We start from the raw sequence: 13,886 nt of genomic DNA, 5'->3' as shown, positions 1-13,886 counted from the left end.
AATGAGCGAATCTAGAGCTGCATTACGTTACGCAAAGGCAATATTGGACATGGCCAAGGAAAACAAAGCCTTGGATGCTGTTGAGAAAGATATGCGTTCAATCGCCGCTACTATTTCAGATAGTAAAGAATTAAGAGACGTATTGGCTAGTCCGGTTGTTTCGGGTACGATGAAGAAGAATGCCTTACTTGAAATTTTTAAGGGTTGTCATTCTATTACAGAGGGTACTATTAATATGTTGGTAGACAACAAGCGCTTAGGAATGCTAAACGAAGTTGCCTTAAAATACATTATCATTAATGAGCAATTAAAGGGTAAAGATGTAGCGTTTGTTACAACTGCTGTACCTTTAGATGCTGATATGGAGAAAAAAATATTGAAGAAAGTTACAGCACTTACTGGTAATGAAGTTACCATTGAGAGTAAAATTGACGAAAGTATTATTGGAGGTTTCATCTTAAGAGTAGGAGATTTACAATATGACGCTAGTATCGCCAATAAGCTGAATAATATTAAAAGAGAATTTTCAAATAGTCTATAATAACTATATATGGTAGTAGATGTTTACATCTATCACCTAATATCTTATATCTAATTAAAAATGGCAGGAGTAAAAGCCGCTGAAGTATCAGCAATTTTAAAGAAACAATTATCAGGATTTGATGCTACCGCTACTTTAGACGAAGTAGGTACTGTTTTAACTGTAGGTGATGGTATCGCAAGAATCTACGGATTAGCTAATGCTCAATACGGAGAATTAGTTGAGTTCGAAGGCGGACTTGAAGGTATCGTTTTGAACCTTGAAGAAGACAACGTTGGTGTGGTTCTTTTAGGACCTTCTAAATCAGTTGGGGAAGGTGATACGGTTAAACGTACTCAACGTATTGCTTCTGTAAAAGTTGGTGAAGGTATTGTTGGTCGTGTAGTTGATACTTTAGGTACACCTATCGATGGTAAAGGACCTATTGCCGGTGAAACTTACGAGATGCCATTAGAGCGTAAAGCTCCGGGTGTAATCTACAGAGAGCCTGTAACTGAGCCAATGCAATCTGGTATTAAAGCAATTGATGCTATGATTCCGGTTGGTAGAGGTCAAAGAGAACTTGTTATTGGTGACCGTCAAACTGGTAAGACTACAGTTTGTATCGATACCATTTTGAACCAAAAAGAATTTTACGATGCTGGTAAGCCTGTTTATTGTATCTATGTTGCCATAGGTCAGAAAGCATCCACTGTTGCCGGTATCGCTCAAGTATTGGAAGATAAAGGAGCAATGGCTTATACTACTATCGTAGCTGCTAATGCATCTGATCCTGCACCAATGCAAGTTTATGCACCGTTTACTGGAGCATCTATTGGAGAGTATTTCCGTGATACAGGTCGTCCTGCATTAATTATATATGATGATTTATCAAAACAAGCGGTTGCATATCGTGAGGTGTCTCTTTTATTAAGAAGACCACCAGGACGTGAGGCTTACCCAGGTGATGTTTTCTACCTACACTCTAGATTGTTAGAGCGTGCTGCAAAAATTATCAATGATGATGATATCGCAAAAGAAATGAACGATTTACCAGAGGTATTAAAGCCAATGGTAAAAGGTGGTGGTTCATTGACGGCTTTGCCAATTATTGAAACACAAGCGGGTGATGTTTCTGCTTATATCCCAACAAACGTAATTTCTATTACTGACGGTCAGATATTCTTAGAACAAGATTTATTCAACCAAGGTGTAAGACCGGCAATTAACGTAGGTATTTCTGTATCTCGTGTTGGTGGTAACGCTCAGATTAAATCAATGAAGAAAGTTGCAGGTACATTGAAACTGGATCAAGCTCAGTTTCGTGAACTAGAAGCATTCGCGAAATTTGGTTCAGATTTAGATGCTGCTACGTTGAACGTGATTGAAAAAGGACGTAGAAACGTAGAAATATTAAAGCAAGCACAAAACGACCCTTATACTGTTGAAGATCAAGTAGCTATTATTTATGCAGGTTCTAAGAACTTGTTAAGAGACGTACCTGTTGATAAAATAAAAGAATTCGAACGTGATTACTTAGAGTTTTTGAACGCTAAGCACAGAGATGTTCTTGATACGTTGAAGGCTGGTAAACTTACAGATGAGGTTACAGATACCTTGACTGCTGTTTGTAAAGACCTTTCGGCGAAATATAAGAAATAAAATAAGTACTGAGTACCGAGTGGTAAGCACAAAGTAATTGGGTAACACGTTACTTTGTGCTACTTACTAAATACTGAATAAAATGGCAAATTTAAAGGAGATACGTAATAGAATTTCATCGGTTTCTTCAACGATGCAGATTACCAGTGCCATGAAAATGGTATCTGCTGCGAAATTGAAGAAGGCACAAGACGCAATTACCGCGATGAGACCTTATGCCGATAAACTAACCGAATTACTTCAAAATTTAAGCGCAAGTTTAGAAGGTGATTCTGGTAGTGTTTATGCCGATAATCGTATGGTAAACAAGGTTTTAATTGTTTCCGTTACTTCTAACAGAGGTCTTTGTGGAGCTTTTAATACTAATATTCTAAAGCAATCGGTTAATCTAGCAGATAATGTTTACGCTGGTAAATCAGTTGATTTTATTGCTATTGGTAAAAAAGCAAATGACTTTTTAGGAAAACGCTTCAATGTTATCGCTAATCACAGTGGTGTTTATGATGACTTAACTTTTGATAATGTCGCTGATATTGCTGAGAGTTTAATGGCTCTTTTTACTGCTGGTACATATGACCGTATTGAAATTGTGTATAACAAATTCAAAAACGCGGCAACTCAAATTGTAATGACAGAGCAATTTTTACCTATTGTTCCGTTAGAAGAAGTTGAAGTAACTGCAAGTGCAGATTATACTTTTGAACCTACGAAATTAGAAATCATTGAACAATTGATTCCTAAATCTTTAAAGACACAATTGTATAAAGGTATTAGAGATTCATTCGCTAGTGAACACGGTGCACGTATGACCGCAATGCACAAAGCAACCGATAACGCAACAGAAATGCGTGATCAATTGAAATTAACATACAACAAAGCAAGACAGGCTTCTATTACTAACGAGATTTTAGAAATTGTTGGTGGTGCAGAGGCATTAAATAACTAGAACTTCATTTGTATTTGATGAATTGCATTTTGAATTCATTAAAAGCTTGAAAATATATTGATTTGAAAACCCCATCTAAAAGTGGGGTTTTTGCTTTTAGTTTACTTTTTTTACCCGACTTTTGTCTTGACCATGAAATCAAACAAAACCGCTTTACTTTTTATTTTCATTACCATCTTAGTTGATGTAATTGGCATCGGTATTATTCTTCCTATTATTCCAGATTTGATTATGGAGTTAACAGGTGAGGGTAATCACATGGCTATTATATACGGTATGTGGCTGACTACGGCTTTTGCAGGTATGCAATTTTTGTTTTCACCGGTGTTAGGCGAAATATCCGATAGATTTGGAAGAAGACCTATATTACTTCTTGCGCTTTTAGGATTAAGTGTAGATTACATGATTCACGCATGGGCGCCAACAATTACCTGGTTGTTTTTAGGGCGATTTTTGGCGGGAATAACGGGTGCAAGTTTTACGGTGGCGTCTGCATATATAGCTGATGTAAGTACGAAAGAAAATAAGGCAAAGAACTTCGGATTAATAGGTGCTGCATTCGGAATCGGATTTATAATCGGTCCAGGTATTGGTGGGTTTTTCGGGGAGATCAATATCCGACTTCCATTTTACATAGCTGCAGGCTTAACATTTGCCAACTTCCTTTTTGGGTATTTCTTTGTTCCAGAATCTTTAGCTCCTGAAAATAGAAGGCAGATTAATTTTTCAAAAATGATTCCGGGAGTTTCTTTGTTTGCATTACGAAATTATAAAGGCATCTTGTTATTGATATCTGCTTTCTTCTTGGCAAATCTTGCCGGCCAGGCCTTGCCATCAACATGGTCATATTATGGTATTGAGCGATATGATTGGACTCCGAAACAAATTGGTCTTTCACTTATGGTGGTAGGTTTACTTGTGGCCATTGTACAAGGGTTTTTAGTGGGTAAGATTGTAAAGAAGTTCGGAAAACGTAAGGTGATAATTTTTGGGTTTTTATTATGGACCGTAGGTATGTTCTTATTCTCATTCGCCAAAGAACCATGGATGTTATATGCATTCTTAATTCCGTATGCGTTAGGTGGTATTGCCGGTCCGACCGTGCAAGGGGTAATTTCAAATCTGGTATCTGAAAAAGAACAGGGTATTTTACAGGGATCCATAACAGGTTTGGTAAGTATTACCGCTATTCTCGGTCAATTTATCTTTGCACCGGTATTTTACTATTTTATACGTCCTGAAGGGACTATCTATTTTCCTGGCGCACCATATGCTTTAGCTGCAGTATTTCTTTTAGCGGCGTTTATATTAGCATCCACAGCTATAAAAAGGATGGATGTAGAGCCTGAATAAAACTTTTTTCAGTTTAAAATGTAACATTTTTTAATTTTTGAATCTAAAGGGGGAATATCATAAAAAAACTCTTACGATGAAAACAATTAAAAATTTACTATTCACATTACTCATTTTTTTTTCACTTTCCATTGCTGCACAAGACAAACCTTTTGATGTTAAAGTAACAGGTGAAGGAGACCCAATTTTATTGTTTCCAGGATTTGCCTGTACTGGTGATGTGTGGAATGAAACCGTAAAAGAGCTAGCTAAAACTTACGAATGCCATGTATTCACTTTTGCCGGCTTTGGAGATGTACCTGCTATTGAAAAGCCATGGTTGCCGAAAATTAAAGACGGAATTATAGAATACATTATTGAAAAGAAATTAGATAACCCAACTTTAATCGGTCATAGTTTAGGTGGAGCATTAGCATTGTGGATGGCTGCAGATGGCAATTCATATAAAGAATTAATTATCGTAGATGCCTTACCATCAACGGGTGCTTTAATGATGCCAGATTTTAAGAGTGAAGATATGGTATACGATTCCCCATATAATAAACAACTAGTAGCTATGGGCGATGCTGATTTTGAAGCTATGGCACAGCAAATGGCGAATAGTATGGCCAAAGAAAAATCAAACCAAGAATCCATTAAAAAGTGGATGGTTCAGGCCGATCGAGAAACCTATGTCTATGGGTATACCGATTTATTAAAGTTAGATTTACGTGAAGATTTGGCTAAAATTAGTTCGCCGGTTACGATACTGGCGGCAACCGAGCCTTATGGTATAGACATGGCGAAATCTACTTATGACGTACAGTATAAAGCGCTTGCAGAATATTCCATTGAATTTGCTAATGGTTCATCGCACTTTATCATGTACGACCAACCACAATGGTTTATCGAGAATCTTAAAAAGGCATTGAATAACTAATGGGCTCTAAAGAGAATACATACAAGAAAATTTATCAACAGAACTACCCTAAGGTCATTCGTTTGTGTTTAGGGTATACTGTCGGTAATGATGCACTTGCCAAAGATTTAGCTCAAGAAACTTTTATTAAGGTTTGGCAGAATTTAGACGGATTTAGAAATGAAAGCGGACTTTCAACTTGGATCTACCGAATTTGTGTGAATACCTGTTTGGCGGAAATACGACTGGAGCGTAAGAAGGATAAAAACCTGCAAATTGATAATCTTCAGGTTAGCGCTTCTAATGATTACTCGGCTGAAAAAGAAGATATGCTGGTTCAGCTTTATAAATGTATCGATAAATTAAGCAGCATTAATAAAGCCATTATTTTACTAGAATTGGAAGGATTGCCTCAGTTAGAGATTTCAGATATAATGGGTATCAAGCATGAAGCCATCCGTACTAGAATACATAGAATAAAACAACAACTTACAAAATGTGTCCATAATGAATAATTTTGAAGATTTACAGAATAAATGGCAGAGCCAATCGGCGGTTAATGCCACCGAAGACGGATTTCAAGCGCTTTTAAAAAGTGTAAAATCCATAGAACAAAAACAACGAACAGGTAATATTGTTCAAACCATTACAATCATCATCTTAATTGCATTTCTAATCTACGTTTCAGGTTACAAAAGCGCGTCGTTTATGCTTGGTATAGGTTTAATGATCGGTAGTTTAGTGGTTAGAATTGCTATTGAGATGTATAGCTTAAAAAAGCTGAGAAGTATAAGTTTCAGTAAAGAATCAAATACTTTTCGGAACGATTTAACCAGTTATTATAGTTTTAGAAAATATACTCATTACCTAATTACGCCATTGGCTATAATTATTTATACCGTTGGGTTTATTATTTTATTACCGTTGTTTAAAGCTACGTTGTCACATGGGTTTTATCTATATATTTTATGTTCATCTGTAGTGTTTTTAGTGGTGTTTTCGGTGTTTATCTACAAGCAGATACAAAAAGAACTATCTAAATTGAAAGAATTACAAATGAAAGATTGATCGCCAAATTGTGATAGCGATGTTAAATGAGTCGTTAAACCCATATTACTTGCTATCTTTATATGGATAATATGGGTCTAATGAAATATGTAACTAATTCTTTTTTACTTTTCTGTCTTTGTCTTACCAGCTGTACTTCGCAAAAAAAATTACAGACAGAAACTCCATTTGAAATTGGTGACGCCAGTTGCCAACAATACGTTGGCGGACGTGAAGAAAGCGGTTCAGGCACCGAATTAAGAATTCCGGTTGCTAGTTTTCAGAAAGATACTATAGAACTTGATGAAGTTTATTTTCGTGGTAAGCAAGTCAAAGCATTTGTAAATACAATTGATGATCAAGATATGATTGTTGTTAGAATTTCTAATGAAATGTCAGATTCATCTGAAACGATGAGTTTGAATTTAAATTCAGATGAGGCGGTTATTAGTTATATTGAAAATGGTGAAACAAAATTTACCAAGATTACAGGTATAAAACAAAAGCAACCGTTAATTTATAATGGTATCCCTAAAAACTAACTTTGTAACTAGGCTTTTAATAGGTACTTTTATCCTCTGAATTTATAGTGTTTGAATCCACTCAAAAAACTTTTTAAACAAACGGCAATCTATGGCTTGGCAACTGTCTTGCCAAGGATGATTTCGTTTATTCTTGTGCCAATTTATACTGATGTAATGGCGCCAGGTAAGTATGGCGAGGTTACACTTATTTTTTCTTGGTTTGCGATTTTCAATGTTTTTTTGGCGTACGGAATGGAAACTGCTTTTTTCAGATTTTACAAGGATTCTGAAAACAGAAAGAAAGTAGTAAGTACTTCATTAATTTCAATAATGGGCTCCACAGCATTATTGGTTTTAATAGGTGTATTTTTTAAAGAGAAACTATCTGCAGCATTAAACATAAACCTTCCTTTCATGAATTATGTGTTGGGAATTTTGGCACTAGATGCCTTAGCTATCATACCTTTTGCTTGGTTAAGAGCGAATGAAAAACCCATGCGATATGCCTTTGTAAAAATTTTAAACGTATCACTTAACTTAGGTCTTACTTTGTTTTTCTTGATTCTATTGCCAAAAATATCGGATGGAACTTCTGAAGGATTTTTACAATCCCTCTATAAGCCAGATAATGAGATTCAATATATTTTAATTGCAAATCTCATTGCAAGCGGAGTTACGTTATTGTTGATGATTCGAGTGTATATTCGTAGACCTTATGTGTTTGATAAGGAACTGTGGAAAAGAATGGTTGGTTACGCAATGCCCGTTATGGTTGCCGGTGTAGCTTTTACTATTAATGAGGTATTTGATAGGTACTTACTTTCTGAGTTATTACCTGTAGAAATAGCGAAAAGTGAAATGGGAAAATACTCCGCATGTTATAAACTGGCGCTATTTATGACACTTTATGCAACTGCTTTTCGAATGGGTATTGAGCCTTTTTTCTTTAGCCATTCAGATACGAAGAATCCGCAAAAAGCATACGCTCAAATTACCAATTATTTCGTAGTGATAGGAAGTGTAATATTATTGACAGTTGTCGTTTTTTCTGATGTTCTAAAACAATTTTTGGTCTTGAATGATGCTTATTGGGAAGCTATGCCAATTGTTCCGATAATTGTATTAGCAAGTTTCTTTCTAGGTATTTACCATAATCTTTCCGTTTGGTATAAGGTGACCGACCGAACAAAATTCGGAGCATATATTTCATTAATAGGTGCGGTTTTGACCATAATCGTAAACTTAATTTTTATTCCTCATTTTGGGTATATGGCATCTGCCGTGGCAACTTTATTGGCTTATGGTACCATGATGTTGCTTTCGTTTTATTTCGGACAGATGTATTATCCTATTCCGTATAACTTCAGAAAAATTAGTTTTTATTTAGTAATCTCCATCTTGTTTTCTATTCTTTCATTTTACATATTTGATAGAAACCTCTTTGTAGGTATACCACTGTTAATTGTATTCTTAGGTTTAGTGTATAAACTAGAATTTGAGAATCTTAAAAAATTATATTTAAATAGATGAACATAAAAATCATAAATAAGTCGAATCACGACTTGCCGCATTACGAAACAAATGCATCTGCAGGTATGGATCTAAGAGCAAATCTTACCGATCCTGTTACGTTACAACCTTTAGGCAGAGCCATTATACCAACTGGTCTTTTCATTGAATTGCCTGTAGGTATTGAGGCGCAAGTTCGCCCTAGAAGTGGTCTTGCTGCAAAAAAAGGAGTAACTGTACTTAATGCTCCTGGTACAATAGATGCTGATTATAGAGGCGAAGTCGGGGTGATATTGATAAATCTTGGTAGTGAAGATTTTATCGTTAAAAATGGAGAACGTATCGCGCAAATGGTCATTGCAAAACATGAACGCGCAGAGTGGAGTGTTGTCGATAGCTTGTCTGAAACCGTTAGAGGCGAAGGCGGATTTGGTAGTACTGGTGTAAAGTAATTCCTAATTACGGTAGATATGAAGAACTTGATTTTAATGGGCTTGCTTGTCGGTGTTTGTAACACACCCATGCAATCTTATGCCCAAGAAAATCAAGAATTGGATGTAGAACAAAGCGCAGAGGTCTTTTTAGAGGAATACTCAGATACTTTTCAAGAGAATTTTTTCGAAGGGTTAAAGCAAATGGGAATACGTAATTATGACCGAGCTATAACTTACTTCTTAGAATGTAAACGTCTACAACCTCAGAATACGGTCGTCTCTTTTGAGTTGGCTAAATTTCATTTGTATGATAAGCAATTTGTAGTTGCTCAAGAATATGCGATAGAGGCGCTTAACGGTGAACCAGAAAATTACTGGTATGCAGAAACCTTGGTAAATGTTGTCGATGCAAGAAAATCTGTATTAGAAGAGGTAAAAGAAGAGTTACCCTGGGACAATGTTGTGCTTCGAGGTAATTTAGCTGAAATCTATTTTCTAAAAGAAGATTATGTAACTGCAAAATCTATTTTAAAAAGTGTAAAGAATTCTAAAAAATATCAATACCTAGAGCATAAGATAACAGATTCAATCGCTAAACAACAAGAAAAACCAACCACGGTTATTGTATCTAAAAAAGCAGAGAATACAATTGATTTAAGCAGTACTGACGGGTATAAAGTAAAAATAGAAGGCTTATTAGCTTCAGCTGGCAATCATGATGAATTATTACATTTGACCGAAGATGCAATAGAACGTTTTCCATCTCAGCCGTACTTTTATTACGCCAATGGTGTCGCTTTAAATCTATTAAACGAACATACCGATGCTATCGATATTTTAGAGACGGCATTAGATTATCTTATAGATGATATTCCGCTTGAGAATAATATCTACAAAGAGTTGGCTACCTCATATATGGCGACCGATAATACCTCGAAGGCAAATATGTACCTTAGTAAAATTAAATAAGGATTTTAGATGATGAAGTTTTTGAATATGATGAAATCAAGGCAGGCCATTGTAATTATTATGATTGCATTAATGGCTTCTTGTAAGAGCACTAAAGTAATTACTGGTGGTACCGTAGATGAAAAAATGACATCTAAGTCGGTTATAAAAGCGCACTATCAAAACGAAGCGGGTTTTAAGACATTAGCTGGTAGGGTTAAAATAGCCTATTCAGATGGTGAATCTTCTCAGAGTGTTTCGGTAAGCTTACGAATGGAAAAAGACAAAGCCATTTGGATGAGTGCACCTCTAGGTATTGTAAAGGCATATATTACGCCTGATAGAGTGTCTTTTTATAATAAATTGGAGAACGAATATTTTGACGGGGATTTTTCTTATTTAAGTAATTTATTAGGCACCGAAGTAGATTTTTCAATTTTACAGAACCTACTAACTGGGCAAGCAATAGTAGACTTAAGAAAAGAAAAGTTTGATATCGATATTTCTGAAGAAGCATATCGACTTACGCCAAAATTGCAAGCATCGTTGTATAAAATGTTATTCAGAATCGAACCTAAAAATTATAAGATGGATTTGCAGCAAATCTCTCAACCTCAAGAGAAGCGTCTGTTAGAAATCACCTATAAAAATTACCAGAGTTTAGATAAAGAAATTTTGCCTAATGAAATAATGATAAGAGCAATTAGTAAGGACAAGGTGAATACTATAGAACTAGAATTCAAGAACTTAGAATTAAATAGTCCTGTAAATTTCCCATATTCCATACCTAAAGGTTTTAAAGAAATTGAACTGTAAACATATGTTGTTCAAAATAAGATATTGTCTTTTTTTAATAGTGCTATTCAGCTCTGTGTCTATATTTCCACAAACGAGTGAGCAAAAAGCATTAGAGGAAAAGCGTGAGCAACTTCAGTCAGAAATACGAAACATTAACCGCCTGCTTTTTGCCGAGAAAAAAGAGAAAGGTAATGTCTTAGATCAAATGGAGGCGTTAGATAAAAAAATTACAGTACGTCAGCAACTTATACGAGTTACCAATCAGCAATCTAACTTATTGAACAGGCAGATCAATACTAACATTAGAAATATAGGAAAGTTAAAGAACGAGCTGCAAGAGGTAAAAGACGAGTACGCGAAAATGATTCAGAAATCATATCAGAATAAATCGAAACAAAATAGATTAATGTTCTTGTTGTCTTCTGAAAGCTTCTTTCAAGCGTTTAAAAGGCTTCAATATATGAAGCAGTATACAGACTATAGAAAAGAGCAAGGAGCTCAGATATTGACCAAAACAGAAGAGCTTTCACGTTTAAATTCAGATTTGAACGAAGAGCGAAAAGTAAAAGAGGTTTTATTGGCTCAGAATAAAAAGGCGAAGGATCAATTATTTGGTGAAATACAGACTCAAAAAGCATTATTGGGTACTATTCGTAAGAACGAAAGTAAATATGCCAGTGCAATCGAAACGAAAAAGAAAGAATCTAGAAAAATAGATCAGCAAATTGAAAATCTGATTAGAAGTGCTATTGCTGCCTCGAATAAAAAATCGGGCAGTACTACAAAAAACTCAAGTAAGTTCGTGTTAACTCCAGAAGCGACCGTTATTGCCAATAACTTTTCTGCCAATAAAGGACAACTGATTTGGCCCGTAGAAAAGGGAATAAAGAGCCAGGGATTCGGAGTGTACGCTGATCCTGTCTACCCGGGGATTAAGCACCAAAGTAACGGAGTAATTATTGCGACGGATGAAGGCTCAAAAGCACGTGCCATCTTTGAAGGAGAAGTAATCGCTATTTTGGCTGTGCCTGGCGGTAATAAAGGGGTGCAAATTAAACACGGTAATTTCATTAGTACATACTACAACCTTTCTGAGCTGTATGTGAAAAAAGGTGATAAAGTTGCCAGTAAAGAAGAACTTGGTGTGGTATATACCAATAAGAATAATGGTCAAACAAGACTTAAATTTTATCTTTACCAAGACACCTCTCGTCTTAACCCAGAAGAATGGGTGTATAGACTTTAAAAGATAATCCTATGAAAAATCTACCTGTTATTACAGATATTAAAGGGAGTTTTGAACTGCGTAATGGAGTTAAAATGCCGTATTTGGGTTTAGGAACGTACCAATCAGATAATGAAGAAGAAGTTGTAGAGGCTATTAAAAGCGCACTTCAATTGGGGTATCGTCATATTGATACTGCAGCTGCCTATAAGAATGAAGAGGGTGTAGGTAAAGGTATTCGTGAAAGCGGAATAGATAGAGATGAGATATTTTTGGTGACCAAGGTTTGGAATAGCGATCAAGGGTATGAAGAAACACTGAAAGCTTTTGACGCAAGTTTAGAACGTTTGGGTGTTGACTATATAGATTTATACCTTATTCATTGGCCAGTAGCAGGTAAATACAAGGAAACTTGGAGAGCTTTAGAGTATTTATACGCTCAAAAGAAGGTTAGAGCTATTGGAGTTAGTAATTTTTTAAAACATCATTTAGAAGATGTAATGAACAATTGTACGGTGGTACCTATGGTAAACCAAATGGAATTTCATCCGTTCTTGGTACAGCAAGACCTTATTGATTTTTGTTCTGATAATGGAATTCAATACGAGTCTTGGTCTCCTTTTATGCAGGGCAGGGTTTTTGAGTTGGATATTTGTTCTGATTTAGCCAAAAAGTACAATAAGAGTGTAGCTCAGATTATTCTGCGTTATAATCTTCAAAAAGGTGTTGTTGCTATCCCGAAATCTGTACATGCCAAACGAATAGCATCTAATGCCGATATATTTGATTTTGAGTTGTCTACCACCGATATTACTTATCTAGATGGTTTGGAAACAGGAGAACGCTCTGGTCCCGATCCTGATAACTTTAATTTTTAGCAGTTAATTTTGTCAATATTATTTTTCTGATATTCAAATAATATGATTTCTTTAATTCTTCGTTATCATATTGATTTTCATTATATTATGTAAGTGCGTGTGCTTTTTTTTGTCGAATTTTACTGTGTTAATCAGTCAAACAGAGCCATTATGCATAACACAATTACGTTAAATTCGGAGTCTACTCAAAATCAATTAGAGAAGAATACTTCTCCTAAATCACCAAGTTTTAATCTAAACTGGTCGCTTAAACCAATAGTCGTTTATGTTGCATTCTTAGCTACATGTTTGACTTTAGCCTACGGCGGATTAGTAGTTTATGCCATCGCCTTTTTCATAATAGGAAGCATTGGTCTGGCTGCACTTTATATTTGGAATAATGCAAACAAAATTGAAATGGACCTTTCTTTTAAGGTTGATATAGAACAGTCGGAATTGGAAAAGGATTTGTACCGAGAAGTGGTTTAATATAATTACGAATTAGATATGCTAAAATATAGACAGAGCTCTTGGCTGACATATTTTAGCATAAAAAAATAATACGAAATCGATTAGTATTTTGGCAAACTATCTTACTTCGTAAACAAAGCTTTAAGTTCCGTTGCATTATCAGGTGTCATTTTACCCGCCAATACTAAACTCAATTGTTTTCTTCGTAGTGCACCTTCAAAGCGGGTAATTTCTAGGGGAGTTTCAGGCGTTAATTCAGGTACTTCAGTTGGTGTACCTGTTTCATCAACGGCAACAAAGGTATAAATAGCTTCATTTGCCTTAGTGCTCTTGCCGCTGTAGCGGTCTTCTATCCAAACATCTATATAGACCTCCATAGAGGTGTTGTATGCCCTAGAAACGGCTGCTTCGACGGTAACAACACTACCAAGTGGTATTGCCAAGTTAAAAGCTACATGATTTACAGAAGCGGTAACGGTAATTCTGCGGCTGTGTCTACCGGCAGCAATACTAGCTGCACGATCCATACGTGCCAATAATTCGCCACCAAATAAATTTTGAAGTGCGTTGGTCTCACTTGGGAGAACCAAATCGGTCATTGTTGTACGAGATGCTGCAGGAGTCTTTGCTTCCATTAAATAGAAATTTTGCGCAAAGATACGGGCATCAAGGGTACTTATAAAATGTGTGTAGG

16 protein-coding genes are annotated in these 13,886 nt (G+C 35.7%); 15 read left to right on the top strand and 1 reads right to left on the bottom strand.

All coding sequences use genetic code 11. From position 1 onward, the window contains the following. Window position 1: 1 nt before the first annotated feature. The 15 genes from atpH (at window position 2) to ACEN2N_RS10005 (ending at window position 13,210) form a co-directional block, all read left to right on the top strand. Window positions 2-541, top strand: a complete 540-nt coding sequence (gene atpH / locus ACEN2N_RS10075) for an ATP synthase F1 subunit delta (RefSeq protein ID WP_441824203.1) — start codon at window positions 2-4, stop codon at window positions 539-541. 60 nt (window positions 542-601) lie between these two features. Then, window positions 602-2,182, top strand: a complete 1,581-nt coding sequence (gene atpA, locus ACEN2N_RS10070) for a F0F1 ATP synthase subunit alpha (protein WP_441824202.1) — start codon at window positions 602-604, stop codon at window positions 2,180-2,182. Between the two features lie 82 nt (window positions 2,183-2,264). Further along, the gene (atpG, locus tag ACEN2N_RS10065; protein WP_441824201.1) at window positions 2,265-3,128 is read left to right on the top strand and encodes an ATP synthase F1 subunit gamma; all 864 of its coding nucleotides are present in this window, start codon (window positions 2,265-2,267) and stop codon (window positions 3,126-3,128) included. A gap of 132 nt (window positions 3,129-3,260) precedes the next feature. Next, window positions 3,261-4,481 (top strand): TCR/Tet family MFS transporter, encoded by a 1,221-nt coding sequence (locus ACEN2N_RS10060; protein WP_441824200.1) that lies wholly within the window; start codon window positions 3,261-3,263, stop codon window positions 4,479-4,481. Between the two features lie 76 nt (window positions 4,482-4,557). Further along, entirely contained in the window at window positions 4,558-5,400 is an 843-nt protein-coding gene (locus ACEN2N_RS10055; RefSeq protein ID WP_441824199.1) for an alpha/beta fold hydrolase, read from the top strand. After that, window positions 5,400-5,894 (top strand): RNA polymerase sigma factor, encoded by a 495-nt coding sequence (locus tag ACEN2N_RS10050; RefSeq protein ID WP_441824198.1) that lies wholly within the window; start codon window positions 5,400-5,402, stop codon window positions 5,892-5,894. Before ACEN2N_RS10055 ends, ACEN2N_RS10050 begins: the two co-directional genes overlap by 1 nt. Further along, on the top strand, window positions 5,887-6,447 hold the full coding sequence (locus ACEN2N_RS10045; RefSeq protein ID WP_441824197.1) for a hypothetical protein: 561 nt from the start codon (window positions 5,887-5,889) through the stop codon (window positions 6,445-6,447). The genes ACEN2N_RS10050 and ACEN2N_RS10045 overlap by 8 nt, the downstream gene beginning before the upstream one ends. Window positions 6,448-6,527: 80 nt before the next feature. Further along, complete coding sequence (locus ACEN2N_RS10040; protein WP_441824196.1) at window positions 6,528-6,968, top strand: hypothetical protein; 441 nt, start codon at window positions 6,528-6,530, stop codon at window positions 6,966-6,968. A 51-nt stretch (window positions 6,969-7,019) separates the two neighbouring features. Next, complete coding sequence (locus ACEN2N_RS10035) at window positions 7,020-8,480, top strand: lipopolysaccharide biosynthesis protein (RefSeq protein ID WP_441824195.1); 1,461 nt, start codon at window positions 7,020-7,022, stop codon at window positions 8,478-8,480. Next, window positions 8,477-8,911, top strand: a complete 435-nt coding sequence (dut, locus tag ACEN2N_RS10030; RefSeq protein WP_441824194.1) for a dUTP diphosphatase — start codon at window positions 8,477-8,479, stop codon at window positions 8,909-8,911. Before ACEN2N_RS10035 ends, dut begins: the two co-directional genes overlap by 4 nt. 18 nt (window positions 8,912-8,929) lie before the next feature. Then, a complete protein-coding gene (locus ACEN2N_RS10025) occupies window positions 8,930-9,862 on the top strand; it encodes a tetratricopeptide repeat protein (RefSeq protein WP_441824193.1) in 933 nt (310 codons plus the stop codon). A 27-nt stretch (window positions 9,863-9,889) separates the two neighbouring features. Then, window positions 9,890-10,657 (top strand): DUF4292 domain-containing protein, encoded by a 768-nt coding sequence (locus ACEN2N_RS10020; RefSeq protein WP_441824192.1) that lies wholly within the window; start codon window positions 9,890-9,892, stop codon window positions 10,655-10,657. Window positions 10,658-10,661: 4 nt separating this feature from the next. Continuing rightward, a complete protein-coding gene (locus tag ACEN2N_RS10015; RefSeq protein WP_441824191.1) occupies window positions 10,662-11,885 on the top strand; it encodes a murein hydrolase activator EnvC family protein in 1,224 nt (407 codons plus the stop codon). Window positions 11,886-11,896: 11 nt separating this feature from the next. Further along, window positions 11,897-12,742, top strand: a complete 846-nt coding sequence (locus ACEN2N_RS10010) for an aldo/keto reductase (protein WP_441824190.1) — start codon at window positions 11,897-11,899, stop codon at window positions 12,740-12,742. A 150-nt stretch (window positions 12,743-12,892) separates the two neighbouring features. Then, a complete protein-coding gene (locus tag ACEN2N_RS10005; RefSeq protein ID WP_441824189.1) occupies window positions 12,893-13,210 on the top strand; it encodes a hypothetical protein in 318 nt (105 codons plus the stop codon). Between the two features lie 104 nt (window positions 13,211-13,314). Here ACEN2N_RS10005 and ACEN2N_RS10000 read toward each other — a convergent pair whose 3' ends face one another. After that, window positions 13,315-13,827 (bottom strand): acyl-CoA thioesterase, encoded by a 513-nt coding sequence (locus ACEN2N_RS10000; RefSeq protein WP_324024675.1) that lies wholly within the window; start codon window positions 13,825-13,827, stop codon window positions 13,315-13,317. Between the last annotated feature and the right edge of the window lie 59 nt (window positions 13,828-13,886).

The sequence above is a fragment of the Maribacter spongiicola genome (assembly GCF_052119685.1).
GTDB lineage: Bacteria > Bacteroidota > Bacteroidia > Flavobacteriales > Flavobacteriaceae > Maribacter > Maribacter spongiicola_A.
This window is presented reverse-complemented; position numbering and strand designations above follow the sequence as displayed.